The sequence below is a fragment of the Aliiroseovarius sp. B-4 genome, from assembly GCF_056857795.1.
In genome coordinates this window covers 1-26,214 of record NZ_JBSXNV010000039.1, presented here as the reverse complement: position 1 = coordinate 26,214, position 26,214 = coordinate 1, and the positions used below count along the sequence as shown (strand labels likewise).

The window sequence follows — 26,214 nt, the reverse complement described above, 5'->3', positions numbered from 1 at the left end:
GAAGCCCTGTCCGACCCCTGAACGCGGGCAGACAGAAACGCAGCGCCTCACCCCCACTTCACATCCCCCAGAAAAATATATCCCGCGCCATAGATCGTCTTGATCAGGCGCGGGTTTTTTGGGTCTTCCTTCAACTTGGTGCGCAGGCGCGAGATGCGGACGTCCATGGCGCGGTCGAAGCTTTCTCCAGCAACGCCGCCCAACGTTTCCTGCATCTGCGCGCGGGAGATCAGGCGCTTGGGGGCGTCAAGGAACAGCCGCAGCACTTCACCTTCGGCGTGGGAAAACGCTGTTTCTTCGCCGCTTTCATCTTCAAGGATGTAGCGGTCGAAATGGGCGGTCCAGCCGTTGAAACGCGCGGTTTGGGACGATTTCACACCTGATTTCGGGCTGCGCAGCCGGGCGCGGACGCGGGCTACGACCTCGGACGGTTCAAAGGGTTTGACGATGTAATCATCCGCCCCCAATTCCAACCCTGTTACCCGATCCTGCACCTGCGTGCGGCCAGAGATGATGATGACCGACGCCCCGCTTTCCAGCGCCAGCCGGTGCACCAGCGTCAGCCCGTCGCGATCCGGCAGACCAAGGTCGACCAGGCAGACATCAGGGGACATGGCGTTCAGCGCGGCCTCGAATTCCGTGGCGCGGGCGAAACTGGCGGTGCGAAAACCAGCGTCTTCAAGCGCGTCAGAAAGCATACGGCGGATTTCAGGTTCGTCATCGAGGATGGCAACCATGGGTTGGGTCATATTCGAACCTCGTCTGACAGAAAGGTGGCAAGCTCGCCCTGCGTAAAAGGCTTGGGCAGAACCGGAAAACCGGCCTCGGCGCGGCGTGGATCGTCCGGGGGAAGGGATGTCATGACCAGCATAGGGACATTTATCCCTGCCGCGCGCAACCCCTTCAAAAACTCCGGTCCGGTCTGCGCGCCTTCCAGCATCACATCGCTGAGGATCAGGCCAAGCCCGTCCAGATCGACAAGCCCCAGCGCCTCTTCTGCCGATGTCGCCTCGATCACCTGATGGCCCATGGTGGTCAGCATGTCACGGACCGAGGTGCGGATATCTTCATTGTCTTCGATCAGAAGAACAAGGCGCGGCGAAATGGGTTGCAGCGGTTTGCGAAGGGGCAGGCGGATTGAAACCACTGCCCCCCCGGTTTCGGCCGAGTTGGACAGTTTCAACTGTCCGCCGGCCACCTTTGTCTGATCATAGACCATGGACAGGCCCAGGCCCGACCCTTCGCCCCCTTTGGTTGTGAAAAACGGGTCCAGCGCGTGTTCCAGGGCCTTGGGCGCGAAGCCGGGGCCGGTATCGGTGACGCGAAATTCCACCCAGGTTTCGCGGATCGGGCGCGCGGTCAGGTGAATTGTGCCCGGTCCCGCCCCGATTGCGTGGGTGGCGTTTAGGATGAGGTTCAATATCCCGTCCTGCACGGCGCCGGCATCCAGAACGATTGGATCACCAAGTTCGGACACGTCGATCTTCAAGTCGATCCCGTCCGGCAAGGTGGACCGTGCCAGTGTTTCCAAGCCACGCAGCATGTCGGGCACTAGGGTGGGTTCGAAATGCAACTCGCGCCGCCCCGAGATCGAGGCGATCCGGTCCAGCAGCGTTCCGCCCCTGCGCACCGCTCTGGTGGTGGCCGCGACCATCTTTTGCGCCTCTTCGCCCAGCGGCATCTGAGCAAGGCGGCTTTGCAGTCCAAGGATGATGGTCAGCAGGTTCGAAAAATCATGCGCGACGCCCGATGTCAGCTGGGCAGCGAGTTCGCGTTTCCGGGTTTGCGTCAAGGCGGCGCGGGCCTGCGCTTCCTGCGTGATGTCCATCGACAGGATATAGACGCCAGTGATCTCGTCGTCATCGTGATCAGGCGTCAAGGCTACTCGGATACGGCGGCCCGATGCATCATCGACCAGCTCGAACACGCTGGGTTCGCCAGTGAAGGCGCGGGCAAAATAGGGCGAGATGCGGTTATAGAACTCGTCGCCCAAGGCCGCGCTTGCATGAAGGCCAACCAGATCACTGGGCCGCCCCGGCATCACATCCCCCAACCGGCGGTTCGAGAACGTGTAGCGCCGGTCACGGTCGATGCGCGCGATGTGGGCAGGCATCATCTCGGCTGTCAGTCGGGTGCGGCTTTCCATTTCGGTCAGTTCGCGCTTGGTTTCCTCCAGCGCCGAGTTTGCCGAAGCCAGCGCCCGGTTGGTCTGTGTCAGTTCCTCTGTGTAAGCGAGCACCTGATCGGATAATTCTTCGGACCGGGCGCGCAACAGCGCCTCTTGCCGCTTGATCGGTGTGATGTCGGTATAGACCGTCACCCACCCGCCCTGAGACAGCGGATGCCCCTCGACCGAGATCACCCGACCGTTGGCCCGCGTGCGCTCCATATAGTGAGGTTCGAACGCCAATGCTTGCTGGACGCGCGAGGTCACAAAAGATTCTATGTCCCCGACCGCGCCATAGTCGCCCCGCTCCGCAAGATAGCGGATGGTGTCGGAAAACTCTGCACCGGGGGTGACAAGGTGATCGGGCAGGTCGAACATCTGTTGAAACTGGCGGTTCCCTACGACCAGTTGCAGTTTGCGGTCATAAATGGAAAGCGCCTGTTGAATAAGGTTCAGACCGGCTTGCGTCAGGGCCGAGGTTTCGGTTGAATTTTTTGCCAACAGTGCCTCCTGTTCCTTGTTTCGCTAGCACCTGAAACGACCTGTGAAAAGGCATTTCAGATGGTGGTTCGGCCCGAAGCCCGCCGTGTAACAATTCGTTAGAATTGCGAAAAAGTGGCGAAACCTTTGACGGCGAAGTTTTTTAGGTCAGGGTTGCAGGGCAAGATTCGCTCTGCGCTCGGGAACGTCGCCCGTACCGACGGTGGGAGGAAAATTTGTCACAGGAACTAGCCGCTCAAGGCGACTTTGCGTCCATTCCTGCGCTGCTTGCGCGGAATGCGAAGAAGTATGGGGATCGCCCGGCCTATCGTGAAAAAGAATTCGGCATTTGGCAAAGCTGGACTTGGGCTGAAGCTGCCGAGGAAATCGAGAAACTTGCCCTTGGCCTTTTGGCGCTTGGGATTGATCGCGGCGACCACGTCGCCATCATCGGGCGCAACCGCCCCGCTCATTACTGGGCAATGGTCGCCGCGCAAAAGGTCGGCGCGGTACCGGTACCATTGTATCAGGACGCTGTCGTAGAAGAGATGGAATATGTGCTGAACCATTGCGGTGCACGGTTCGTGGTCTGTGGCGATCAGGAGCAGGTCGACAAGGTCATCGAGGTGCAGGAAAGCATCAAGCATATCGAGCATGTCGTGTATTATGACAAGCGCGGCTTGCGGAAATACGACCACAGCCATCTGCACTGGTATCGCGACATTCAGGAAGAAGGCCGCGTGGCCCATTCGCGCCTTGAAGGCGAAATGGCAGCCCGCGAAGCCGAACTGACCTATGACAGTAAATGCGTCATGCTTTACACTTCCGGCACGACAGGACGCCCCAAAGGGGTGGTGCTGTCAAACCGCAACATCGTTGAAAGCGCCAAGAATTCGTCAGAGTTCGATAATCTGGGTGTGAATGAAGACATCCTTGCCTATCTGCCGATGGCGTGGGTGGGTGACTTCATCTTTTCGCTGGGACAGGCGATGTGGTGCGGGTTCTGCGTGAACTGCCCGGAAAGCCCGGAAACGATGATGACAGATCTGCGCGAAATCGGTCCGACCTATTACTTCGCACCGCCCCGCGTGTTCGAAACCCAGTTGACCAACGTGATGATCCGGATGGAGGACGCTGGCGATCTGAAATACGCGTTGTTCCACCATTTTCTGGATTTCGCCAAGAAAGGTGCGGGCGAGAAATACGGTATGCCGCGCCGCAAGGTCACGACCCAGAAAAAAACCCTGGAGCAGAAGATTCGCCACGGCTTTCGCTATGCGATGGGCATTGGCTTTGCAACAGAGACAGTCATCGAAAATGTCATCCGGCTGGGCATTGCCAAGCTGCGTTACGGCAAGAATGTGCGCAAACATTTCAAGGCGAAAGACCCGATTGGTCTGAAGCTGTATCGCGGCAATGCGCATGATTATTTCAAGTATCGCTGCGGTGACGTTCTGGTCTATGGCCCTTTGAAAGACACGCTGGGTTTTGGGCGCATTCGTGTGGGCTATACTGCCGGTGAAGCCATTGGCCCCGAGATTTTCGAGTTCTACCGCTCGATGGGGATCAACCTGAAACAGCTTTACGGTCAGACAGAAGCCACCGTGTTCATCACCGTGCAGCCTGATGGCGAAGTGCGCAACGATACCGTGGGTGTGCCAGCACCGGGCGTTGAAATCAAACTGGCGGAGAATGGCGAGATTTTCTATCGCAGCCCCGGCACCTTTGTAGAGTATTACAACAACCCCGAAAGCACTGCGGACACCAAGGACCCGGAAGGGTGGGTGGCCACGGGTGACGCAGGATTCTTTGACAAGACAAACGGTCATTTGCGGATCATCGACCGCGCTAAGGATGTCGGCAAAATGGCCGATGGTCGCCTGTTCGCGCCGAAATATGTAGAGAATAAGCTGAAGTTCTATCCTGATATTCTGGAAGCGGTGGTGTTTGGCAATGACCGTGACATGTGCACGGCGTTCATCAACATCGATCTGACGGCGGTCGGCAACTGGGCGGAACGCAACAACGTCGCTTATGCGTCCTATCAGGAACTGGCCGGACACCCGGATGTGTTGTCGACCATCCAGGAACACGTGGAAACCGTGAACAAATCCGTGGCCGAAGACGAGATGCTGTCAGGTTGTCAGATCCACCGCTTTCTGATCCTGCACAAGGAATTGGATGCCGATGACGGCGAAATGACACGGACCCGCAAGGTGCGTCGCAAGATCGTCGAGGAAAAATACGCTTCGCTGATCGACGCGCTTTACAGCGGGAAATCCGAACAATTCATCGAGACCGAAGTCACATATGAAGATGGTCGGAAGGGCTCGATCAAAGCGACCCTCAATATCCGCGACGCGGCTGTTGTGGGCAACATTCAGGGGATGGCGGCAGAATGACGACAGCGACCGACATGAACGCCGACAGCTATGTCACCGCGGACGGCCGCACGATTGGCGGGGTCGTGATGGACCTGAAAAACATTACGCTAAGATTTGGTGGCGTGGTGGCGATCAAGGACATCAGCTTTGACATCCGCGAAGGTGAAATACGCGCAATCATCGGCCCGAACGGGGCTGGCAAGTCTTCCATGCTGAACGTCATTTCGGGGTTTTATAAACCTCAGGAAGGCGAGGTTTGGTTCCGTGGGTCAAAGCGCCCACCGATGAAACCTTATCAGGTTGCACGGCAAGGTCTGGCGCGGACGTTCCAGAACATCGCGTTGTTTGACGGGATGACTGTGCTGGATAACATCATGACCGGCCGTCTGAACCACATGAAGGCCAACCTGCTTCAGCAAGCGATCTGGAAGGGCAAGGCCGAACGGGAAGAGATTGCGAACCGTGAGATTTGCGAGAAGGTCATCGACTTCCTTGAAATCCAGCATATCCGCAAAACGCCGGTGGGACGTTTGCCATATGGTCTGAAAAAGCGGGTTGAACTGGCGCGCGCACTAGCCGCGCAACCGTCGCTTCTTTTGCTCGATGAGCCGATGGCCGGCATGAACGTTGAGGAAAAAGAGGACATGTCCCGCTTTATACTCGACATGAACGACGAGTTTGGCACCACCATCGCCCTGATCGAACACGATATGGGCGTGGTCATGGATCTGTCCGACCGCGTGGTCGTGATGGATTACGGAAAGAAAATCGGGGACGGCACGCCGGACGAAGTGCGCAACAACCAGGATGTGATCGACGCCTATCTTGGCGTGGCACACGATTAAGGGGGGACTTATGCCTGAACAGCTACTCTTTGCGATGGAAGTCACCCTGAACGGCCTGATGGCCGGGGTGCTTTATGCGCTGGTCGCGCTGGGGTTTGTCTTGATCTTCAAGGCCTCTGGCATCTTCAACTACGCCCAAGGTGTTATGGCGCTGTTTGCAGCGCTCACATTGGTCGGCATCCAACAAGGACAGGTGCCGTTCTCTCACCTGATCAACGCGATTTTCGGTACGGAAGTTCAAAATTTCCCATGGCAAGTCCCGTCACTGATTGCGATCGTGCTGGCTGCGTGCGTGATGATCCTGTTTGCATGGATCGTGGAAAAATACATTCTTCAGCACTTGATCGGACAGCCTGATATCATCCTGTTCATGGCGACCATCGGTCTGGCATATTTCATGGAAGGGTTTGGCGATATAATGTGGGGTGCCGACATCAAGACGCTTGATGTTGGTTTGCCGCAGGGTATGAACATGACCATCGACGAAATCACCTATAATTGGTTCGGCTACGGCTTCTTCATCGACAATCTGGACATTGTAGCGACCGTCGTTGCTGCGCTTCTTGTAACTTCGCTTGTGATCTTCTCGCAGTATACCAAGCAGGGTCGCGCGCTACGCGCCGTGGCGGATGACCATTCAGCGGCTTTGTCGGTTGGCATCTCGTTGCGCTTCATCTGGGTGCTGGTCTGGTCGATTGCTGGCTTCGTGGCCTTGGTCGCGGGCATCATGTGGGGGGCCAAGTCAGGGGTGCAGTTCAGCCTGTCGCTGATTGCGCTGAAGGCACTTCCGGTTCTGATGCTCGGTGGCTTTACGTCGATCCCCGGTGCCATCGTTGGTGGGCTTATCATCGGTGTGGGTGAGCAGTTGTTCGAATTCGCCATCGGACCCATGATCGGCGGCGCAACCCAGAACTGGTTTGCCTATGTGTTGGCGCTTATTTTCCTGATCTTCAGGCCCCAAGGTCTGTTTGGCGAAAAAATCATCGAGAGGGTCTGATACATGTTTTACCGCGAAGCAGGTGACTTCAAAACGTCTTACAGAGACGACAACCAGACCTTCCCGATCCGGCTGGATCGGATGGGTTACTACATACTGATGTTCGTGGCCTTCCTGGTGGTCCCGTTCTTCATCAATGACTATTGGGTCAATGCCGTGTTCGCGCCGTTCCTGATCTATGCAATTGCGGCGCTGGGGCTGAACATACTGACCGGGTATGCCGGGCAGGTGTCGCTGGGCACCGGGGGCTTCATGGCTGTGGGGGCATATGCGAGCTACAAGCTGATGACAGGCTTTCCAGAGGTCAGCATCATCATCCACATTCTGCTGGCCGGTGGGATCACTGCCGTCGTGGGTGTGGCATTTGGTTTGCCGTCCCTGCGGATCAAAGGGTTCTATCTGGCGGTGGCCACGCTGGCTGCACAGTTCTTCCTTGTCTGGGTCTTCAACAAAGTACCGTGGTTTTATAACTACTCTGCATCGGGTCAGATCAACGCGCCAGAGCGGTCAGTGTTTGGTGTCATCGTGACCGGACCCAACACCGAGGCTTGGGCAAAATACATGATCTGCCTTGTCTTTGTTGTCGGGCTGGCATGGGTAGCGCGCAACCTGACGCGCGGCATGATGGGGCGCAAATGGATGGGCATTCGCGACATGGACATCGCCGCCGAGATCATCGGGGTGAACCCCCTGATGGCCAAAATGTCGGCCTTTGCGGTATCATCTTTCTTTATTGGTATTGCTGGCGCGCTGTTCTTCTCGGTTTATCTTGGAGCAGTCGAGGCAGGCGAGGCATTCGGCATCAACAAGTCGTTCCTTATCCTGTTCATGATCATCATCGGCGGACTTGGCTCGATCTTCGGATCGTTTGCGGGTGCGGCCTTCATGGTGCTGATGCCGGTCTTGCTGAAGAACGTGTTGGTGGGCGGCCTTGGCTGGCCGACCGATCTGGCCGCATATTTCGAGTTCATGATCGTGGGTGGCCTGATCGTCATCTTTCTGATCGTCGAACCTCATGGTCTGGCGCAATTGTGGCGACTGACGAAAGAAAAACTGCGTCTGTGGCCCTTCCCGCACTAGGACCCGCGCAATCCATCACACCCCGAGGACCAACGAGGAGAAGGTTCTGGGGGCAAAGCAACGTGACCCGCAATGGGCACATAAATTTGCTAATCTAGGGAGGAAGCAAATGAAATACTCGAAACTCGCAGCGGCCAGTGTCACGGCCCTTATGGCGGCAACCCCCGTCCTCGCAGAATTGGTGTTCCCGTCGCTCAGCTATCGGACTGGCCCGTATGCGGCCGGCGGTATCCCCTATGCGGACGGTTTTGCAGATTACTTCACCCTGCTGAACGAACGTGATGGCGGTATCGGTGGCGTGATGACATCTGCGCCCGAGTGCGAAACAGCCTATAACACTGAAAAAGGTGTGGAATGCTATGAGGCGACCAAGGGTCTGGGCGCGCTGGCGTATAACCCGCTGTCGACAGGCATCACCTATCAGTTGATCCCGAAAGTAACCGCAGATGACATCCCGCTTTACACGCCGGGTTACGGCCGCACATCGGCTGCAAACGGGAAAGTGTTCAGCCACGTGTTCAACTTCCCCGCCAACTACTGGAACGCTGCTTCGCTGGCTGTGAACCACCTGAAAGAGGTGAGCGGCGGCGATTTGACAGGCAAGAAAATCGCGCTCGTCTATCACAACTCGGCCTATGGCAAAGAGCCGATCCGCACGCTGGAAGGCCTTGCAGAAAAGCACGGCTTCGAATTGATGACAGTTCCTGTGGATCACCCTGGTCAGGAACAAAAAGCCCAGTGGCTGCAAATTCGTCGGGAGCGTCCTGATTTCGTAATGATGTGGGGCTGGGGCGTGATGAACCAGGTTGCCATCCAGGAAGCCGCCAATATTCGTTTCCCGATGGAGAATTTCATCGGCGTGTGGTGGTCAGGCGGTGACCATGATGTGACCCCCGCTGGTGAAGCTGCAACTGGCTACAAAGCTGTGACGTTCCACGGTGTTGGATCGGATTATCCTGTCTTTGACGACATCAAGGAATACGTTGTGGATGCCGGCAAAGCCGCAGGTAACGGCGATAACATCGGCAAGGCCCTTTATAACCGTGGTGTCTATGCCGCGATGTTGCTGGCTGAAGCGGCTAAGAAGGCTCAGGAGATCCACGGCACCCCGGACATAACATCGTCGATGATGCGTGATGGTATGGAAGCGCTTGAGATCACCGAGGAGCGGATGACTGAACTTGGGATGCCGGGCTTTGGTCCGTCCTTCTCGGTCAGCTGCGAAAACCACGGCGGCCCCGGCACTGGCGCGATCCAGCAATGGGACGCGGCTGCTGGCAAGTGGTCGCTGATTTCGGATTTTGGACCGTCGGACATGGATGTGATCCAACCGCTGATCGATGAAGATTCGGCTGCTTATGCCGCTGAGAACAACATCGAGGAGCGCTGCAACTAAGCCGCGTGTAAGATATGTCGCTCGGGCCGTTTGGTCCGGGCGACCCCCGGACAACGAACACAAACAGGACGACCGATATGCTGGACGCCGCACAGACCGCAGAAAAGACCGCAAGAAACGCCGGTGAAAACCTTCTGGAGGTCAACAATATCGAGGTGATCTATAATCACGTGATTCTTGTGTTGAAGGGCGTGAGCCTTAATGTGCCCAAAGGCAGCATCACAGCCATTCTGGGTGGCAACGGCGCTGGCAAGACGACCACATTGAAGGCGATCTCGAACCTGCTGCAATCCGAGCGGGGGGAAGTCACCAAAGGCACCATCCTGCACAAGAATGAAAATGTGGCCGAGCTGAACCCTTCGGCGCTGGTCAAACGTGGCGTTATTCAGGTGATGGAGGGCCGCCACTGCTTTGAACACCTGACCGTCGAGGAAAATCTGCTGACAGGAGCCTATACCCGCACCGATGGCAAGGCCGCGATCGCTGCGGATCTTGAGATGGTTTATGACTATTTCCCACGCATCAAAGAGCGTCGTAAAAGCCAGGCGGGTTACACTTCGGGCGGCGAGCAACAAATGGTGGCAATGGGCCGCGCGCTGATGTCGCGCCCCGATATGATCTTGCTTGACGAACCATCCATGGGTCTTGCACCGCAGTTGGTCGAGCAAATCTTTGAGATCGTCAAGAAAGTGAACGAGCAAGAAGGCGTGACCTTCCTGCTGGCAGAGCAAAACACCAACGTCGCGCTGCGCTACGCGCATTACGGATACATCCTGGAGAACGGGCGCGTGGTGATGGATGGTCCGGCCGCCGAATTGCGCGAAAACCCGGACGTCAAAGAATTCTACCTCGGTATGTCGGACGAAGGCCGCAAAAGCTTCCGCGACGTGCGGTCCTATCGCCGTCGCAAGCGTTGGCTGGCCTGACGCCTTCCCGCACACCGACAAAACGTAACGCAGGTCCGGAGGATATCCGGCGATGACAAGAGGTCACTCATGTCCAAGTATTTTGACGCGCTGGAAACCCGTTCGGCGGACGAACGCACAAGCGCATTGATTGACGGCCTCCGCGCTCAGATTGACCGTGCCCGTGCGGCGAAAAACGCCTGTCAACTGGATGGGCCAGAGATCAAATCATTGTCGGATCTGGCAAAATATCCGGTCCTGCGAAAATCCGACCTGAGCAGATGGCAAAAGAAAAGCCCGCCGTTTGGTGGATTTGCCGTCAAGAAACCCGCCCATATATTTCAATCGCCTGGTCCGATTTATGAACCCGGCGGCATCAGCCATGACTGGTGGCGCATGGGGAGGTTCCTGCATGCTTGTGGGATTGGAGAAGGGGATATCGTTCAGAACTGCTTTGGCTATCACCTGACCCCAGCCGGTATGATATTCGAGAACGGCGCGCAGGCCGTGGGTGCTTCCGTGCTTCCTGCCGGTGTCGGTCAGACCGAATTGCAGGTGCGCGCCGCGGCAGATATTGGCACCACGGCCTATGCGGGCACCCCGGACTATCTGAAGATCATTCTGGATCGCGCAGATGCCGACGGCGTCAAACTCAAGATCACCAAAGCGGCAGTAGGCGGCGGGGCGCTTTTTCCCAGTCTGCGTCAGGAATACGCGGACCGTGGTGTAACCTGTCTGCAAAGCTATGCGACCGCTGACCTTGGCAATATCGCTTATGAAAGCGAAGCGATGGAAGGCATGATCGTTGATGAAGGCGTGATCGTCGAGATTGTGCGCCCCGGCACCGGCGATCCGGTGGCATCAGGTGAGGTGGGCGAAGTCGTCGTGACCACGCTGAACCCGGATTACCCATTGATCCGCTTTGCGACGGGCGATTTGTCGGCGGTGTTGACTGGCACCAGCCCGTGTGGCCGCACCAATATGCGCATTAAAGGATGGATGGGTCGTGCGGACCAGACGGCCAAGATCAAGGGCATGTTTGTGCGCCCCGAGCAGGTCGCCGATTTCGTGGCCAAGCACGCAGAAGTTTCAAAGGCGCGCGTCATCGCCACCCGCGAAGGCGAGATGGACGCGATGACCGTGCAGGTCGAAGCAGACGGTGGCGATGCCGAGTCTTACGCGAAATCAGTGGTCGAAACCCTGAAACTTAAAGGTAAGATTGAACTCGTCGCCCCCGGCAGCCTGCCCAACGACGGCATCGTGATCGACGACAAGCGCGTTTACGACTAGATTGAACTGCCATGACGGGTGCCTGCGTTTTTCCGAAACCTGCCGGTTATCTAACTGGCGGGTTTTTTCGTTGAGTGTCGCTGATTTTCACCCAGAATGAACCAATCTGGCGCTTCGGCGTTCTCGTAATATGGTGGAGGTGGGCATGACCCGTCGGTTTCAGATAGCAGTTGCGGCAGCAGCGCTTAGCGGTTTGGCAGGATTTGCAACGGCCAAGGATGCGGCTTTACTGGTGACGCAGAGCGACTATCGGTATTTGGAAGATGTTGTTGGCGTCAAAAACGCAGAGACGCTGGAACGCCGTCTGACGCAGGAAGGGTTCACTTTCCTTGACAGCGAGTCAGAGCGTGCCGATGACACTTGGGACGCGATCTCGGTGTTCCGAACCGAGGCCGAGGATGCGGAGCGTTTGCTGATCTTCTTATCGGGCCGATTTGCCAATAATGGCGATGAAACATGGTTGATCACGCGCTATGCCGAAGATGTCGATGATTTGTCGATTGGCGGCGTAGGTGTTCCACTAAGTGCAATCCTGCGCAGTGTGGCCGACCATCCTGATCGGGCCTTGGTTCTGTTGGCGCCGCAAGGCAGCGGGACGCCCCTGGGAGCCGGATTGTTGCCAGGCGTCGGTCCGATCGAAGCCCCGGAAGGTGTTGGCGTTCTGATTGGGCCAGCGGACGGTCTTGTGCGCTTCGTTGACAAGATCGCATTGACGCCCGATGCAAAAATGCGCAGCGCCCTGCGGGCCAATTATCCGGCGATCGAGGTGTTCGGGGACGTTGCGGACAACACGCCCTTTACGCGTGGTGAGTTGTCAAACGCCGAACGTGCCGAAGCGGCATTGGGTCTGACACGATCGGAGCGCCGGAACGTCCAGCGTGACCTGACCATCCTGGGTCACAGTCCGGGTGGGATTGACGGAATATTCGGTCGGGGATCGCGCGCCGCGATCGAAGCCTGGCAGAAAGATCAGGGGCACGAGACGACCGGCTATCTGAATGCACGACAGATCAAGGCATTGCAGCGACAGGCATCGCGTCGCGCGGCGGAGTTGGAAGAGGCTGCGCGTGAACGTGCGGCGGAAGAGACGCGGCAGGATAACGCGTTTTGGAACAAGAACGGGAAAGATGGCAGCGCCAAAGGGTTGCTGGCTTATCTGAAGAAATACCCAGATGGATTGCACTCTGACGAAGCAAATGAAGCCCTTGCGAAGTTACAGGGTGGAGGTAACGGTAAGGCCAGCAAGATTGAACTTGAAAACTGGAACATTGCAAAGGCTAAAGATACGGTTCAAGCCTATGATACATTTCTGCGCAGGCATCCAAATGGTTATTTTTCAGCTGCGGCTGCGAACAGAATAGAAGAGTTGAAGCAGGCGCAAAGGCGTCAGGCGGAACAGAAGGCGCTGGCCGCCGCCGAGGCATCGCTGTTGAAAAACGGCCCGCTGAGGCTGATCGTCGAACAACGGCTAAGCGGGCAAGGGTTCAAAACCGGGCAGGTCGACGGTGCGTTTGATGCACAAACCCGCAAGGCATTGCGCCAGTATCAGAAAAGTCGGGGTCTTGCCGTTACAGGATTTGTCGACCAGATCACTTTCGCCCGATTGATGATCAACATGTAAGGGAATGCGTCTGTCAGGCGGGGCAGGTCAGGCACATACACCCACACAAAAAAGCCGCCCACCGGGCGGCTTTTTTGATAACGCTGCTGATGTGTTCAGCCCTGACGGGCTTTGAACCGGCGTTGCGTTTTGTTGATCACGTAAACGCGGCCTTTACGGCGCACCACGCGGCAATCGCGGTGGCGGTTTTTCAGCGAGCGGAGCGAGTTGCGAACTTTCATGTTCCTTCTCCTTCAACGCGGCGCTGCGGTTGCGCCTAAGCTACATTATGCCGTTGGACCTTTCGGTCGTCTGGCGGTTCATGGTGGGCGATACTGGGATCGAACCAGTGACCCCTTCGATGTCAACGAAGTGCTCTACCGCTGAGCTAATCGCCCGGAAAATCTTCCCGGACCAATCTATGTGACCGATCCAAAAAACGCGACGCGGGAATACCCGCGCCGGTTCGCGGTTCTATAAAAGGAGTCGTGCCCGTGCGCAAGGGCTTTTGACGAGAGATTTTTTGCCATATTATACATTGTAGAAAAAGGCACAAAGGGCTTCGGATGTCGACACCTCCATACACGCTGACATTGCCGAAGGCGCACACAACCAGTGTTGTCTTTGCGTCGCCCCATAGCGGTCGAGATTACCCACCCGCTTTCATGCGAAACAGCGCGCTTGATGAACAGGCCCTCCGCTCATCGGAAGACGCTTATGTTGATCAGTTGTATGCGGCGGTCCCGGATCATGGCGCGCCGTTTTTGATGTCGAACACGCCGCGCGCCTATGTCGACCTTAACCGCGGGCCTGAAGAATTGGACCCGGCTCTGATCAACGGACTGCGTCGGGTCGATCACAATCCAAGGGTATCGTCGGGTCTGGGGGTTGTTCCGCGCGTTGTTGCAGGCGGGCGGGCGATCTATCGGGGCAAAATGTCCTTGGGTGATGCGCAATCACGTCTGGCGACGCATTGGCACCCTTATCATACGGCGCTGCAATCCCTGCTGGATCGCAGCAACGCGATGTTCGGAGAGGCGATATTGATTGATTGCCATTCGATGCCGCACGAGGCAGTCGCCAGCCTGAGCAAAGGTGCAAAGCGCTGTCCACAGATCGTTCTGGGCGATCGTTATGGCGCGTCTGCCGCGCCAGAAATCGTTGGTCGCGTCGAAGACGCATTTGTCCGTGGAGGGTTTGACACAGCGCGTAACACACCTTTCTCGGGCGCATATATTGCGCAACATTATGGGCGTCCGTCACGTGGGCAACACGTCGTTCAGGTCGAAATTGATCGGTCGCTTTATCTGGACGAGCGCATGGTGCGCCCAAATGCCAATTTTGCACATATCCGGGCAAGATTGGCGTCCGTGATCGCCGAAATTGCCGAGATCGGGCGGAGCGAAACCGCATTGGCTGCCGAGTAATCTCAGCGAATACCGCGACCCTTGACGATACTGCCATCTCCGAAACGGGCGCGGATTTTGTCCGTCGCTCGTTCCGCCGCGCGTCGCTTCGCGGCGTAGGGGTCAAGCAGATCGTCGCTGAGATCGGCATTCTCGGCCGAGCCAAGGTGGCTAAGCCCCACACCGATCAACCGAAACGGCCCCTTGTCGACAACCGTGTCCAGCAATGTACGCGCCGTTCGATAAATCCGGTCCGAGGACTGTGTGACATCCCCCAGATTGCTTTGCCGGCTCAGCGCGCGAAAATCGGCGCGTTTCAGTTTCAGCGTCACAACCCGACCGGCCAGATCACGCGCTTTGGCACGGTCCGATACCTTTTCGGACAAACGCCACAGATGGCCGTCCAGAAGGTCAATGTCTGATGTGTCCTCGAAAAACGTGGTTTCGTTCGAGATTGATTTGACTGGCGCATGGGCTGAAACGCGTCGCTTGTCTTCGCCTCGCGCCAGATGCCAAAGCCGTTCACCCATCCCGCCAAACCGCGTGATCAGGTCGGGTTTTTCCCAACGCAGAAGATCGGCGAAGGTGCGAATGCCTGCCTTTTCCAGTGCCGCCTGACTGACACCGCCCACGCCCCAGATCAGGCCGACGGGTTTGTCGCGCAGAAAACGCGCGGTTTCTTCCTTGCCGATCACGGAAAATCCGCGCGGTTTGTCCAGATCAGAGGCTACTTTCGCCAAGAACTTGTTGTGACTCAGCCCGATGGAACCGCTTAGCCCCAATTCGTTCTGCATACGTTTGACCAAGCCTGCCAGCATTACGGCAGGTGGCGCGCCATGCAGTTTCTGGGTGCCGGTCATGTCCAGAAACGCTTCGTCCAGCGACAGCGGTTCGATTGACGGGGACAGATCATCCATCATTGCGCGGATCTGTCTGGACACCGCCGCATAGTGGCTTCCGCGCGGTTTGATCACCACGGCATCAGGACAAAGCTTCAGCGCTTGAAACATAGGCATGGCAGACCGCACCCCGCGAATGCGCGCAACATAGCAAGCGGTTGATACGACACCACGTTTCCCACCACCGATAATCACAGGCTTGTCCGCCAATTCGGGATTGTCGCGCTTTTCGACCGAAGCGTAAAACGCATCGCAATCCATATGCGCAATGGTCAGGTCAAAAAGCTCGGGATGCGACAGCACCCGCGGACTGCGGCAGGACGGGCAGCGGCGGCCATCATCGAATTGGGTCAGGCAATCTCGGCACAAAGCGGGCATAAGGTATGGTAACTTATCAGCGGCGTGGCTCAAACATTTGGCGGACCAAAGGTGGCACATGGAATTTAGTGGCGCGAAGCTTGTGTTGCTGATTGGCGGTCAGGTGGCAACCCTGTTGCGCGATGATTTCGCAAACATCCCGTATCCCGACATGTGGGATTTTCCGGGTGGCGGGAATGAAGCGGGCGAAACCCCCGAACAATGCGTGCTGCGCGAAACCCATGAAGAATTAGGGTTAATGCTGAACGAAGAAGATCTGATCTGGCGACAAACTTTCGAAAGTCCGACAGTCCCCGGAACTTTTACGTGGTGGTTTGCCGCGTCCCTGCCAGAAACGTGCATGCAAGACGTGGTGTTTGGCGATGAAGGGCAGTGTTGGACTTTGATGGAGCCGTCAAAGTGGCTGTCGCACCCGAAAGCGATTGCTCATTTCAAGCCACGATTGCAAACTGCACTTGCCGCAATTGCGGAGCAATACGTTGTATATCCGGCTAAATGACGCCATCTTCATTTTAATTATCGGACAGTGAAAGGTTCTTTCCATGAATGACATCCCCGCAGATTTACTTGGCGGAAACAGTGTGCTGCTGTTGTTGGCGGCCTTCCTGATCGTCGTTGTCCTTTTGGGCGTCAAGATCGTGCCGCAAAGCCAGAAATTCGTGGTCGAACGGTTCGGACGCCTGCAATCGGTTCTGGGGCCGGGGATCAACTTCATCGTGCCGTTTCTGGATCGTGTGCGCCACAAAGTGTCAATCCTTGAACGCCAGTTGCCGACGGCCAGCCAGGACGCGATCACCTCGGACAACGTGTTGGTTCAGGTTGATACCAGCGTGTTCTATCGTATTCTTGAACCTGAAAAGACAGTCTATCGTATCCGCGATGTGGATGCGGCGATTTCAACCACGGTTGCCGGGATTGTCCGGTCGGGCATCGGCGAGATGGAGTTGGATGAGGTCCAATCCAACCGCCAGCAACTGATCGCGAAGATCAAGCAGCAGGTCGCAGATGCCGTCGACGATTGGGGGATAGAGGTGACGCGCGCCGAAATTTTGGACGTGAACTTGGACAATGCCACGCGCGAGGCCATGCTTCAGCAGTTGAACGCGGAGCGGGCCCGCCGGGCGCAAGTCACCGAAGCGGAAGGCAAGCGTCGCGCGGTTGAACTGGCCGCCGATGCAGAGCTTTATGCCGCCGAGCAGACCGCCAAGGCTCGCCGCATTTCAGCTGATGCCGAGGCATACGCGACCGGGGTCGTCGCCAAGGCCATCGCCGAGAACGGGCTTGAAGCCGCACAGTATCAGGTTGCCTTGAAGCAGGTCGAAGCCCTGACAGCGGTCGGAAAGGGCGAGGGCAGACAGACCATCATCCTGCCTGCAAATGCGCTGGAGGCGTTCGGGGATGCCTTTAAGCTGTTGAAAGGAAAGCCATGATGTTTTGGGCGACATGGTGGGTCTGGGTCGCTGTGGCAATTGCCCTGGGTATTCTTGAAATGCTGGCCCCTGGTTTCATCTTCCTTGGATTCGCGGTTGGCGCTGCCGTTGTAGGGTTTTTGCTGTTTTTTGGAATAGCACCCGGCCTGCCGTGGATGCTGGTTCTGTTCGCGGCCATTTCGCTGGCAACATGGCTGGTTTTGCGCCGGGTTGTTGGCGTGCGCAAAGGGCAATCGAAACGCATCGACATCGACATCAACGAGTTATGATTGTCAGGTGCCGGGGCTGGCGGCCTCGGCGTCGAACAGGAAAGGTATCTGTTCCGCCATCGTGCCGCCCTTCAACAGCCAGCTTAGACCAAGTGACCACAAGGCGACGCTTTCTGCCCAGAAGGTGAATGACCATGCGGCGTCCCAAATTCTTCCGTGCTCGGGCAGGAAGATCTTGACCACGCCGATCAGGATCACCATCGCAATGATCGTCCAGCCAAAGAAGCGATAGCATTGATTGCGTCGTTTCTTGTGCCGACCAAGATTTTCCACCGAGCAGCGGGTGAACAGCCGGATGGATGTGATGCCCATGAAGATCAGGAAAATGCCTGCAGCCGAAAAATGGATGTTCTGTTGCAACTGGTCCATTGATGGTGGGATGAGCCGATCAAACAGCGCCAACGGTTGATAGCAATTTTCGCGATAGCAAAGCGTCGGGATGAACGCCGTTGTGAACACCGCGACGCCTGAAATACTGGAGACCATGCGGTCGGTCAGCACTTCGTTCGGCCTGCGTGAATACCCCTCATAGGCGACCAGAAACAACCCGACACCGGCTGAGGCCGACACGAACACTTCGCGCAGTTCGGTGAAGAAGAAGGCCGAGATCGAGCGCTGCATTGGCACGTTGAACAGATAGACATTGGCAAGCAACACAAACGGCAGCGTCAGCCCTATCGCCCCGATCGCACGCCGAAGTCGCAACACGGTGGACATGTCGGGGTTGGGGCGTGTGTCAGGCATGGGGCACCTCGGAGTAGCTGTCGCCGGCGTCAATTGTTATGTGTGCCGCAGCAAAGCACATCAGGCCCTATGTTCGAAACTTTGTTTGCACCGCGCAAGGCGGCATGTCCTGTCATTGGCTCACGATTGTACGAGCGATGCGTGACCGGGCTGACCGGAGAGGGCGATCTAGCTTTGGTTGGCTTGCCGGGCCTGAGGTGAGTTCAATTCGGCAATGATTGCTTCGACCGCTGCTTTCGGGTCTTTGGCGTTCCGTATGGGGCGGCCAACCACGATATGGTCAACACCATCGGCGATGGCCTGCGCCGGGGTGGCAATCCGCTTTTGATCACCCAGCTCAGCGCCAGCCGGGCGCACGCCCGGGGTGACGATCAGTTTGCCGTCTGCCTCGGGCAGGGCGCGGATCAACCTGGCCTCTTGTGGTGACGCGATGACGCCATCCGCACCGGCGTCCAACGCGCGGGCGGCACGTTCCAGAACCAGATCCCGAATGTTGCCGGGCTTGATCAGCGCAGCATCCAGATCGTCGCGATCCAGCGATGTCAGGATGGTCACGGCAAGGATCTTCATGTCACTGCCGCCCTTGCCCTCCTGTGCGGCGCGCACCACGTTGGGATCGCCATGCACGGTCAGGAAATCCAGATCGAACTGCGACAGCCCGCGCACGGCAGCTTCGACAGTGTTGCCGATGTCAAACAGCTTCATATCCAGAAAGATCTTTTTGCCCTGTTCGCTTTTCAGCTCGTTGGCCAGCGCCAACCCGCCGCCCGTCAGCATACCCAGCCCGATTTTGTAAAAACTCACGACGTCGCCCAGTGACTCGGCGAGTTGCAGGCCTTCCAGCGCATTGGGGACATCAAGGGCAAAGATCAGGCGGTCATCAGACATGGAAAGTTCCTTTTTGCGCAGTTGGCCCGTCCTAACTGCCGCCAACGACAATGGCAATTGATCGTTGTTTGGATGACGATGCGACGGGCTGAAAAATGATCAGTTTCGGGTCAATCGACCCATCCGTCGTCTTGCATTTTTCCGACCCGTTCCCATCTTTATTGCGAGGCCCGAAGGGATGTGCTGCAACGGTGGGCATTCCAACTGCGGGCGCTTTAAAAGGAGAGTGATATGGACTTGAACAAGTTCACCGAACGGTCGCGTGGTTTCATACAGGCCGCACAGACCATCGCAATGCGCGAAAACCATCAACGTCTGGTTCCCGAGCATCTGCTGAAAGCCCTGATGGATGATGAAGAAGGGATGAGCGCCAACCTGATCCGCAAGGCAGGTGGGTCGCCAGAACGTGTCCGCGCCGCCGTGGACGAGGCCATCGGCAAGCTGTCGAAGGTGACAGGTGATGCCGCCCAGGTTTACATGGACAACGCCACCGCTCGCGTTCTGGACGAGGCGCAGAAACTGGCCAAGCAGGCCGGGGACAGTTTTGTTCCCGTCGAACGGCTGTTGACCGCGTTGGCGATGATCAAATCCAAGGCGCGCGACGCGTTGGATGCTGGCGCTGTTGATGCCAAGAAACTGAACGCTGCGATCAATGCGGTGCGTCAGGGGCGCACGGCTGACAGTGCCAGTGCCGAAGACAGCTATGAAGCTTTGTCGAAATATGCCCGCGACCTGACCGAAGCAGCGGAAGAGGGCAAGATTGACCCGATCATTGGTCGTGACGAAGAAATTCGTCGCACCATGCAGGTACTGTCGCGCCGCACCAAGAACAACCCGGTTTTGATCGGTGAACCCGGTGTCGGTAAGACGGCCATTGCCGAGGGGCTGGCCCTGCGCATTATCAATGGCGACGTGCCGGAAAGCCTGCGCAACAAGAAACTGCTCGCTCTGGATATGGGCGCGCTGATTGCCGGTGCGAAATACCGTGGCGAGTTCGAGGAGCGCATGAAAGCGGTTCTGGGCGAAGTGACTGCCGCGGCTGGTGAAATCATCCTGTTCATTGACGAAATGCACACGCTGGTTGGGGCCGGTAAGTCGGATGGCGCGATGGATGCCGCCAACCTGATCAAGCCTGCGCTGGCGCGCGGTGAACTTCACTGTGTCGGGGCCACCACGCTGGATGAATACCGCAAGTATGTCGAGAAGGATGCTGCTTTGGCCCGTCGGTTCCAGCCGGTGATGGTGGAAGAACCGACCGTGGAAGACACGATCTCGATCCTGCGGGGCATCAAGGAAAAGTATGAGTTGCATCATGGTGTGCGGATTTCCGATAATGCGTTGGTCGCGGCCGCGACGCTGAGCCATCGCTATATCACCGACCGGTTCTTGCCGGACAAAGCCATCGACCTTGTGGATGAAGCTGCCAGCCGTTTGCGGATGGAAGTGGATTCGAAACCCGAAGAACTTGATGCGCTGGACCGTCAGATCATGCAGATGCAGATCGAAGCCGAGGCCCTGAAACTTGAAGACGACAAGGCGTCGAAAGACCGTCTTGAGAAACTTGAAGCCGAGTTGTCGGATCTTCAGGAAAAATCGTCCTCGATGACCGCCAAATGGCAGGCCGAACGCGATCAGCTTGAAGGTGCGCGCGGCTTGAAAGAGCAGTTGGATCGCGCCCGTGCAGAACTGGATTCCGCCAAGCGCGAAGGCAATCTGGCCAAGGCCGGTGAGCTGTCCTATGGCGTTATTCCAAGCCTTCAGAAGAAGTTGGAAGAAGCCGAAAGCGCCGAGAGCGATATGATGGTCGAAGAGGCGGTGCGGCCCGAGCAGATCGCGAGTGTGGTCGAGCGTTGGACGGGTATCCCAACCTCGAAAATGCTGGAAGGCGAGCGTGAGAAGCTGCTCAGAATGGAAGACGAGCTGCACAAGCGTGTGATCGGTCAAACGTCGGCCGTGAAAGCCGTGGCGAACGCCGTGCGCCGTGCGCGTGCCGGGCTGAACGACGAAAACCGTCCGCTTGGATCTTTCCTGTTCCTTGGGCCGACCGGTGTCGGTAAGACGGAACTGACAAAGGCCGTGGCTGAATACCTATTTGACGACGACAACGCGATGGTTCGTGTGGACATGTCCGAGTTCATGGAGAAGCATTCCGTCGCCCGTCTGATCGGCGCGCCTCCGGGCTATGTCGGCTATGACGAAGGTGGGGTGCTGACCGAAGCGGTGCGACGTCGGCCCTATCAGGTGGTGCTGTTTGACGAAGTCGAAAAGGCGCACCCCGATGTGTTCAACGTGCTGTTGCAGGTTCTGGATGATGGTGTTCTGACCGATGGTCAAGGGCGCACCGTGGATTTCAAGCAGACACTGATCGTTCTGACCTCGAACCTTGGGGCGCAGGCGCTGAGCCAGCTTCCCGATGGAGCGGATGCGTCAGATGCCAAGCGTGACGTGATGGATGCGGTGCGGGCCCACTTCCGCCCCGAATTCCTGAACCGTCTGGATGAAACGATCATCTTTGATCGGCTTAGCCGGAATGACATGGGCGGCATCGTCGATATCCAGTTGGAGCGTCTGACCCGCCGTCTGGCCCGTCGCAACATAGCCCTTGAACTGGACGATGGCGCGCGCAAATGGCTGGCCGATGAAGGCTACGACCCGGTGTTTGGCGCCCGCCCTTTGAAGCGCGTTATTCAACGTGCGCTTCAGGACCAGTTGGCGGAAATGATCCTGGCCGGGGATGTGATGGATGGTGACACGATCCCGGTTTCTGCCGGGGTGGATGGCCTGATAATCGGGGATCGAGTTGCAAGCTCGAACCAACATCCGCCGGAAGACGCGGTCGTTCACTAATCCCGTCCGTTAAAACAAATGAAAGCCCCGCCGGTGAGAACCGACGGGGCTTTGCCGTGAGTGGGGAAGAGGCAGAGAGCCCTTACATCTCGCTTGGGATCGAGCCAGCTTCCTGGGCTGCTGCAAGTTCGTCAGCGTCCAGAGTGCCGCTTGCGTCCGCGTCGGCCGTCGAGAAGTCCTCGGCGGTCACGTCAGGATAAACTGCGACCAGTTCTTCCATCGTGACCTGCCCGTCCTCGTTTGCATCCAAAGCGTCGATGTTGGCAAAAGCTGAAGTCGACCCGGCAATCAGAAGAGCGGCGGCAAGAGATGTGGTTTTCATGCGATATACTCCAAGTTTATTGATCGCACCCAACGTCGGGTGCAGAGAGATAGAAATCACGCCCGATGGTAGGGTTCATCTGAAATGCGCAGCGATGCTCTGTTTAGGCGCTAACCTGCGAGATTGACCTCCACCTACAGGCGAAGTTCCGCAGGGGCGGGTCAAAGGGTCGGAACCCGGCAAAACGGCTCCTATCCAAAGGGAGGTTTTAGGCGATTCGCAGCCGAGAAATCGCATTTCGCGATCACGCGAAGTTTTGTGCTTGTCGGTGGCGTGGACGAAGGTGATTCCGTCTTCACCCCGAATCACGCTACTTCGTCCAGATTGAGTCGCAGTCTTTCCGTTCAGGCACATGGCGCTAGACTCGATCTGCATCACGGAGAGGTTTAGATGCAATCCATGTTCTGGCCATCTTCTGGCCAAGTTCTGGGCGGTGGAACTGTTAGCGCAGGCGTTGTTCTTTATGATTGGCATCGGGTTTCTGGTGCTGGTTGTGCTTTATGCCATCGACCGGTTGCAAACCCATGACGCAGTGCGCCGCAACGAGCCGATGGTCAGCCGGTTTCGGGCGCTGTTCACCAATCCGGGCGAGTTTTTCCGGCAGTATTTCTTTGCGATGGACCGCAAAGAACTGCCATTCAACCGTGCCCAACGGGATTGGGTCAAGCGTTCGGCGTCGGGGCTGGGCAACACGGTGCCTTCGGGTCGACCCGGAATCTGGGTGTTACTGGCACCCCCATCTTTGTGAATGGCGCATTCCCGCCTCTCAGCGATCAGCACTCCCAGACCGAACCGTTTTTGATCGGTCCAACCGCCCGACACACTTATAGCGCGAAATCCATTTTCAATCTGTCAGGTATGAGTTTCGGTGCCTTGTCTCACTATGACCTGAAGGGGTGTAGCGACATTGTCTTTCAGATCGGCACTGCGAAATACGGGGTGCGGGATGCCGAAGGCATGGGCATCATCCAAGAAGTGGAAACCATCGCTCATTCCGTTGGCGTAAGCCAGCCACGCCAGATGGGCCGCCATCATGTTCGTCTGGTGCAGCAGAACGGTCGTTCGGTTCAAATGAACCACATCTATCCTGCCTTCCCCCCTCTTGATTGATGGATTGTTACAATCCTCTGGCGCGGACGTGAGTCATTGTGCTTTGGATTTTCGCGCGTGCTGTCTTAGGTCAAAGGTAGACGAGCATGAGAGGTGTGCCAAATGGCTTATATGAGTAAACTGAAATATTCCGACGTAACGCCGCGCGCGGCGTATATGAACCGACGCCAGTTGATGGGCGGTGCCGCCGGGCTGGCTGCCGGGCTGGCGCTTGGTCCGGTGCTGGGCGCATCGAAATACTCGGTCGATCTTGAGCCCAACACCTTGGAAGACATCTCTTCCTACAACAACTTTTATGAATTTGGCACTGGTAAGACCGACCCGGTCAAATACGCAAGCCAGCTGACCATTGATCCATGGTCCGTCGAGATTGGCGGGATGGTGGATCGACCCGGTACCTATGGGCTTGAGGATATCCTGAAGAAGGTCACGTTGGAAGAGCGCATCTATCGGTTCCGTTGCGTTGAAACCTGGTCGATGGTTGTGCCTTGGGTTGGGTTCGAATTGAACCAGTTGCTGGATCTGGCCGGGGTCCAAGGATCAGCGAAATACGTTGCCTTCGAAACCCTGTTCCGACCCGAAGAAATGCCCGGGCAGAAAACCGTCAGTCTGGAATGGCCCTATCGTGAAGGTCTGCGGCTGGACGAAGCACTGCACCCGCTGACGATCATGGCCACCGGCATCTATGATGAACCGATGCCGAAGCAGAATGGTGCGCCCTTGCGCCTCGTGGTGCCGTGGAAATACGGCTACAAGTCGATCAAGTCGATCGTGCGCGTGACTCTGACAGATAAAGAGCCGCAAACCACTTGGAATATGTTGCAACCGAATGAGTATGGTTTCTATTCCAATGTGAACCCCGAGGTCAGCCACCCGCGTTGGTCGCAAGCTTACGAGAAACCGATTGGGGGTGGTCTGTTTGCCAAGCGGCAGGAGACGTTGAAGTTCAACGGATACCAAGAAGAGGTCGCCAGCCTGTATGATGGCATGGACTTGGTGGTGAACCACTGATGACCATGGTTGAACGGATCAACACCGCGTCGCGGAAGGTGCCGGTTTGGGTGCTTTATGTTGCAGGTGCTCTTTGGCCGGCCTGGCTGCTGTATCTTGCGGCAACAGGCAGTATGGGACCAGAGCCTGTCAAAGCACTTGAGCAAGAGCTGGGCCGGCTGGCGCTGAAAGCCCTGATCCTTGGGTTGCTCGTGACACCGTTACGCGCCGTTGCTGGCATCAACCTGATCCGTTTCAGGCGCGCAATCGGCGTTCTGACCTTCTATTTCGTGTCAGTCCATCTTCTTGTGTGGTTGGTGCTGGATGTTCAGATTCTGTCCGAGATCTGGAAAGATATTGTAAAACGGCCGTATATCACTGTTGGGATGGGGGCATTCCTGTTGATGACACCGCTTGCGATCACGTCAAACAACTGGTCGGTGCGCAAGCTCGGCCCGAAATGGCGCAAGCTGCACCGGTTGGTCTATCCCACGGTTCTGCTGGGCGGCGTGCACTTCATCATGGTCGGTAAGACATGGGAAGCTGATGCGCTAATGTATATGGCAGTTATTGTCACGCTGTTGGGTTGGCGGGTCTGGCAGGTTTTGACACGTGCCCGGGTCCAGAAACCAAAGCAGCCCCTTCCAACTTAAAGTCAGCGTAGCCCAAACTTCGTTAGAAGCGCGCTTATCTTGGATGGTTTCACCGTTGTGGGCTTCTTCTCTATCTGATCCAGCACATTCGGCGTGTGATACATTCCTGTGACATCCAAAAATCGATGACCATGATTTTGGCCATTGGGTTTGATCATAATAAACTGTGCCCGATGTGCCGCAACCATTGGTGCATTCTGCGCTTCTGCGAAGTACTGCGCAAAGGGATACACAAAAGTTGGCTCGTACTCGCTGCTATGTTGCCAAATCGTCGGAGAGAAATCATCACCTACAATTATTCCTCCGGGTTTCAGTTTGGGCCAAACTGAGATCAAATCGATGCAGATACCCCTGAGTGTATGATCCCCGTCGATATAGATCAGATCAAGCGATTCATCATTGATCTGGTCTATCATTTCCAATGTCGTTCCCCGAAGTATGACCCGCTTCTGTGCGGCGAAATTGGTGTTCTTAAGTGAGGTTTCATATGCTTCCTCGAACTCCGGTGCGCTTATGTTGAAGGGCTTGTTCCAGTTATCAAGCGTGCGCCACGGATCAAGCATATAATAGGTCTTTATAGAGGGATTTCGCTCAAGAATATCTTTCGCGAATTCACCATGCCATACTCCAAGCTCAAGGATCGTCGGTAGATCAAGCAATTCGATCAGTCGTGTTGTGAGATCTATCCGCGTTTCAGCGGTCTTAGCAATTGCAGCAATGTCGGCGAGGGTGACTTGAGTGGTGTCTGACAATTTGGGCCTCTTTTGGTGTTATTTGGGTGCAACTGTTCAATCATCCGGATCGGATGCGCAAGAAAAGTCTCGGTAGTCTTGAGCGACATTCAGATTCAGCGTCGGAATTGAAGGTGAAATAGGGCAATAGGAAGGATTGATCCCGATCGAGTAATAATCTTAAATTCTGAAGCTGGCACTGATGTTGAAAATTACGCCAACACGTTAAAAACACACCGAAAATCAGAAAAATACAAAAAGATGCGTTTTTCTCAAAAAAGGGGTTGCGACTCTTTTGCGTTGGGCCTAGAACCCCCTTCACCGGCGGCGCTGAGGCGCGGTTGGGTCGCTGGACTGGCGGTTGCGGAAGCGGCGGCACGGGTCAGCGGATAGGATTTTTGAG

General features: G+C 56.6%; 23 protein-coding genes, 1 tRNA gene and 1 pseudogene. 16 read left to right on the top strand and 9 right to left on the bottom strand.

All coding sequences use genetic code 11. The features are described 5' to 3' along the window. Window positions 1-47 precede the first annotated feature (47 nt). Both AC13C8_RS11120 and AC13C8_RS11115 read right to left on the bottom strand, forming a co-directional pair. Window positions 48-749: a response regulator transcription factor gene (locus tag AC13C8_RS11120; protein ID WP_482847342.1), complete on the bottom strand. Its 702-nt coding sequence runs from the start codon at window positions 747-749 to the stop codon at window positions 48-50. Beyond that, a complete protein-coding gene (locus AC13C8_RS11115; RefSeq protein ID WP_482847341.1) occupies window positions 746-2,668 on the bottom strand; it encodes a hybrid sensor histidine kinase/response regulator in 1,923 nt (640 codons plus the stop codon). The genes AC13C8_RS11120 and AC13C8_RS11115 overlap by 4 nt, the downstream gene beginning before the upstream one ends. Before the next feature lie 215 nt (window positions 2,669-2,883). Here AC13C8_RS11115 and AC13C8_RS11110 point away from each other — a divergent pair, with 215 nt between their 5' ends. The 8 genes from AC13C8_RS11110 (at window position 2,884) to AC13C8_RS11075 (ending at window position 13,165) form a co-directional block, all read left to right on the top strand. After that, complete coding sequence (locus AC13C8_RS11110; protein WP_091427211.1) at window positions 2,884-5,049, top strand: AMP-binding protein; 2,166 nt, start codon at window positions 2,884-2,886, stop codon at window positions 5,047-5,049. Then, window positions 5,046-5,876, top strand: a complete 831-nt coding sequence (locus AC13C8_RS11105) for an ABC transporter ATP-binding protein (protein WP_482847340.1) — start codon at window positions 5,046-5,048, stop codon at window positions 5,874-5,876. Before AC13C8_RS11110 ends, AC13C8_RS11105 begins: the two co-directional genes overlap by 4 nt. A 10-nt stretch (window positions 5,877-5,886) precedes the next feature. Next, complete coding sequence (locus AC13C8_RS11100; RefSeq protein WP_482847339.1) at window positions 5,887-6,873, top strand: branched-chain amino acid ABC transporter permease; 987 nt, start codon at window positions 5,887-5,889, stop codon at window positions 6,871-6,873. Window positions 6,874-6,876: 3 nt separating this feature from the next. Next, the gene (locus AC13C8_RS11095; RefSeq protein ID WP_482847338.1) at window positions 6,877-7,953 is read left to right on the top strand and encodes a branched-chain amino acid ABC transporter permease; all 1,077 of its coding nucleotides are present in this window, start codon (window positions 6,877-6,879) and stop codon (window positions 7,951-7,953) included. Between the two features lie 109 nt (window positions 7,954-8,062). Further along, the gene (locus AC13C8_RS11090) at window positions 8,063-9,349 is read left to right on the top strand and encodes an ABC transporter substrate-binding protein (RefSeq protein ID WP_482847337.1); all 1,287 of its coding nucleotides are present in this window, start codon (window positions 8,063-8,065) and stop codon (window positions 9,347-9,349) included. 77 nt (window positions 9,350-9,426) lie between these two features. Further along, window positions 9,427-10,275, top strand: a complete 849-nt coding sequence (locus tag AC13C8_RS11085; protein ID WP_091431847.1) for an ABC transporter ATP-binding protein — start codon at window positions 9,427-9,429, stop codon at window positions 10,273-10,275. 69 nt (window positions 10,276-10,344) lie between these two features. Beyond that, window positions 10,345-11,544, top strand: a complete 1,200-nt coding sequence (locus AC13C8_RS11080; protein WP_091427203.1) for a phenylacetate--CoA ligase family protein — start codon at window positions 10,345-10,347, stop codon at window positions 11,542-11,544. A gap of 145 nt (window positions 11,545-11,689) precedes the next feature. Continuing rightward, window positions 11,690-13,165, top strand: a complete 1,476-nt coding sequence (locus tag AC13C8_RS11075) for a peptidoglycan-binding domain-containing protein (RefSeq protein ID WP_482847336.1) — start codon at window positions 11,690-11,692, stop codon at window positions 13,163-13,165. 95 nt (window positions 13,166-13,260) lie between these two features. On the opposite strand, the gene ykgO is transcribed toward AC13C8_RS11075, so the two are convergent. Then, window positions 13,261-13,386 carry a type B 50S ribosomal protein L36 gene (gene ykgO, locus AC13C8_RS11070; RefSeq protein ID WP_005850168.1) on the bottom strand — a complete coding sequence of 42 codons (126 nt, stop codon included), beginning with the start codon at window positions 13,384-13,386 and terminating at the stop codon, window positions 13,261-13,263. A gap of 81 nt (window positions 13,387-13,467) precedes the next feature. Further along, window positions 13,468-13,542, bottom strand: a tRNA-Val gene (locus tag AC13C8_RS11065). 168 nt (window positions 13,543-13,710) lie between these two features. Here AC13C8_RS11065 and AC13C8_RS11060 point away from each other — a divergent pair. Next, window positions 13,711-14,571 (top strand): N-formylglutamate amidohydrolase, encoded by an 861-nt coding sequence (locus tag AC13C8_RS11060; RefSeq protein WP_482847335.1) that lies wholly within the window; start codon window positions 13,711-13,713, stop codon window positions 14,569-14,571. Window positions 14,572-14,573: 2 nt separating this feature from the next. Here AC13C8_RS11060 and AC13C8_RS11055 read toward each other — a convergent pair whose 3' ends face one another. After that, window positions 14,574-15,827, bottom strand: coding sequence for a DNA polymerase IV (locus tag AC13C8_RS11055; RefSeq protein ID WP_091427198.1), 1,254 nt, complete (start codon window positions 15,825-15,827; stop codon window positions 14,574-14,576). A gap of 115 nt (window positions 15,828-15,942) precedes the next feature. Here AC13C8_RS11055 and AC13C8_RS11050 point away from each other — a divergent pair, with 115 nt between their 5' ends. From AC13C8_RS11050 to AC13C8_RS11040, 3 genes are read left to right on the top strand one after another with little or no spacing between them, the layout of a single operon-like run. Continuing rightward, complete coding sequence (locus tag AC13C8_RS11050; protein WP_482847334.1) at window positions 15,943-16,326, top strand: NUDIX domain-containing protein; 384 nt, start codon at window positions 15,943-15,945, stop codon at window positions 16,324-16,326. 43 nt (window positions 16,327-16,369) lie between these two features. Further along, window positions 16,370-17,257 carry an SPFH domain-containing protein gene (locus AC13C8_RS11045; RefSeq protein WP_091427196.1) on the top strand — a complete coding sequence of 296 codons (888 nt, stop codon included), beginning with the start codon at window positions 16,370-16,372 and terminating at the stop codon, window positions 17,255-17,257. Further along, window positions 17,257-17,526 (top strand): NfeD family protein, encoded by a 270-nt coding sequence (locus AC13C8_RS11040; RefSeq protein ID WP_177179252.1) that lies wholly within the window; start codon window positions 17,257-17,259, stop codon window positions 17,524-17,526. The genes AC13C8_RS11045 and AC13C8_RS11040 overlap by 1 nt, the downstream gene beginning before the upstream one ends. A gap of 3 nt (window positions 17,527-17,529) precedes the next feature. On the opposite strand, the gene AC13C8_RS11035 is transcribed toward AC13C8_RS11040, so the two are convergent. After that, window positions 17,530-18,270, bottom strand: a complete 741-nt coding sequence (locus AC13C8_RS11035; protein ID WP_482847333.1) for a hypothetical protein — start codon at window positions 18,268-18,270, stop codon at window positions 17,530-17,532. A gap of 168 nt (window positions 18,271-18,438) precedes the next feature. Beyond that, window positions 18,439-19,158 (bottom strand): orotidine-5'-phosphate decarboxylase, encoded by a 720-nt coding sequence (pyrF, locus tag AC13C8_RS11030; protein WP_482847332.1) that lies wholly within the window; start codon window positions 19,156-19,158, stop codon window positions 18,439-18,441. Window positions 19,159-19,389: 231 nt separating this feature from the next. Between pyrF and clpB the strand changes: the two genes are divergently transcribed. Further along, complete coding sequence (gene clpB / locus AC13C8_RS11025; RefSeq protein ID WP_482847331.1) at window positions 19,390-22,005, top strand: ATP-dependent chaperone ClpB; 2,616 nt, start codon at window positions 19,390-19,392, stop codon at window positions 22,003-22,005. An 82-nt stretch (window positions 22,006-22,087) separates the two neighbouring features. On the opposite strand, the gene AC13C8_RS11020 is transcribed toward clpB, so the two are convergent. Next, window positions 22,088-22,327: an EF-hand domain-containing protein gene (locus tag AC13C8_RS11020; protein WP_091427188.1), complete on the bottom strand. Its 240-nt coding sequence runs from the start codon at window positions 22,325-22,327 to the stop codon at window positions 22,088-22,090. A gap of 463 nt (window positions 22,328-22,790) precedes the next feature. Here AC13C8_RS11020 and AC13C8_RS11015 point away from each other — a divergent pair. The 3 genes and pseudogenes from AC13C8_RS11015 to msrQ all read left to right on the top strand — a co-directional run. After that, a pseudogene (locus AC13C8_RS11015) lies at window positions 22,791-23,284 on the top strand (FMN-binding glutamate synthase family protein); the annotation flags it as partial. A 255-nt stretch (window positions 23,285-23,539) separates the two neighbouring features. Next, window positions 23,540-24,448 carry a protein-methionine-sulfoxide reductase catalytic subunit MsrP gene (gene msrP, locus AC13C8_RS11010; protein WP_091427182.1) on the top strand — a complete coding sequence of 303 codons (909 nt, stop codon included), beginning with the start codon at window positions 23,540-23,542 and terminating at the stop codon, window positions 24,446-24,448. Beyond that, window positions 24,448-25,080, top strand: coding sequence for a protein-methionine-sulfoxide reductase heme-binding subunit MsrQ (gene msrQ / locus AC13C8_RS11005; protein ID WP_482847330.1), 633 nt, complete (start codon window positions 24,448-24,450; stop codon window positions 25,078-25,080). Before msrP ends, msrQ begins: the two co-directional genes overlap by 1 nt. 2 nt (window positions 25,081-25,082) lie before the next feature. Here the strand turns inward: msrQ and AC13C8_RS11000 are convergent, their stop codons facing one another. Beyond that, window positions 25,083-25,832 carry a class I SAM-dependent methyltransferase gene (locus tag AC13C8_RS11000; RefSeq protein ID WP_091427176.1) on the bottom strand — a complete coding sequence of 250 codons (750 nt, stop codon included), beginning with the start codon at window positions 25,830-25,832 and terminating at the stop codon, window positions 25,083-25,085. Between the last annotated feature and the right edge of the window lie 382 nt (window positions 25,833-26,214).

Bases quoted from the DNA above. Each gene is read 5' to 3' on its own strand.
- AC13C8_RS11120 (WP_482847342.1), bottom strand. From the start codon at position 749: ATGACCCAACCCATGGTTGCCATCCTCGATGACGAACCTGAAATCCGC.
- AC13C8_RS11105 (WP_482847340.1), top strand. From the start codon at position 5,046: ATGACGACAGCGACCGACATGAACGCCGACAGCTATGTCACCGCGGAC.
- AC13C8_RS11100 (WP_482847339.1), top strand. From the start codon at position 5,887: ATGCCTGAACAGCTACTCTTTGCGATGGAAGTCACCCTGAACGGCCTG.
- AC13C8_RS11095 (WP_482847338.1), top strand. From the start codon at position 6,877: ATGTTTTACCGCGAAGCAGGTGACTTCAAAACGTCTTACAGAGACGAC.
- AC13C8_RS11090 (WP_482847337.1), top strand. From the start codon at position 8,063: ATGAAATACTCGAAACTCGCAGCGGCCAGTGTCACGGCCCTTATGGCG.
- AC13C8_RS11085 (WP_091431847.1), top strand. From the start codon at position 9,427: ATGCTGGACGCCGCACAGACCGCAGAAAAGACCGCAAGAAACGCCGGT.
- AC13C8_RS11080 (WP_091427203.1), top strand. From the start codon at position 10,345: ATGTCCAAGTATTTTGACGCGCTGGAAACCCGTTCGGCGGACGAACGC.
- AC13C8_RS11075 (WP_482847336.1), top strand. From the start codon at position 11,690: ATGACCCGTCGGTTTCAGATAGCAGTTGCGGCAGCAGCGCTTAGCGGT.
- ykgO (WP_005850168.1), bottom strand. From the start codon at position 13,386: ATGAAAGTTCGCAACTCGCTCCGCTCGCTGAAAAACCGCCACCGCGAT.
- AC13C8_RS11060 (WP_482847335.1), top strand. From the start codon at position 13,711: ATGTCGACACCTCCATACACGCTGACATTGCCGAAGGCGCACACAACC.
- AC13C8_RS11055 (WP_091427198.1), bottom strand. From the start codon at position 15,827: ATGCCCGCTTTGTGCCGAGATTGCCTGACCCAATTCGATGATGGCCGC.
- AC13C8_RS11045 (WP_091427196.1), top strand. From the start codon at position 16,370: ATGAATGACATCCCCGCAGATTTACTTGGCGGAAACAGTGTGCTGCTG.
- AC13C8_RS11040 (WP_177179252.1), top strand. From the start codon at position 17,257: ATGTTTTGGGCGACATGGTGGGTCTGGGTCGCTGTGGCAATTGCCCTG.
- AC13C8_RS11035 (WP_482847333.1), bottom strand. From the start codon at position 18,270: ATGCCTGACACACGCCCCAACCCCGACATGTCCACCGTGTTGCGACTT.
- pyrF (WP_482847332.1), bottom strand. From the start codon at position 19,158: ATGTCTGATGACCGCCTGATCTTTGCCCTTGATGTCCCCAATGCGCTG.
- clpB (WP_482847331.1), top strand. From the start codon at position 19,390: ATGGACTTGAACAAGTTCACCGAACGGTCGCGTGGTTTCATACAGGCC.
- AC13C8_RS11020 (WP_091427188.1), bottom strand. From the start codon at position 22,327: ATGAAAACCACATCTCTTGCCGCCGCTCTTCTGATTGCCGGGTCGACT.
- msrP (WP_091427182.1), top strand. From the start codon at position 23,540: ATGGCTTATATGAGTAAACTGAAATATTCCGACGTAACGCCGCGCGCG.
- msrQ (WP_482847330.1), top strand. From the start codon at position 24,448: ATGACCATGGTTGAACGGATCAACACCGCGTCGCGGAAGGTGCCGGTT.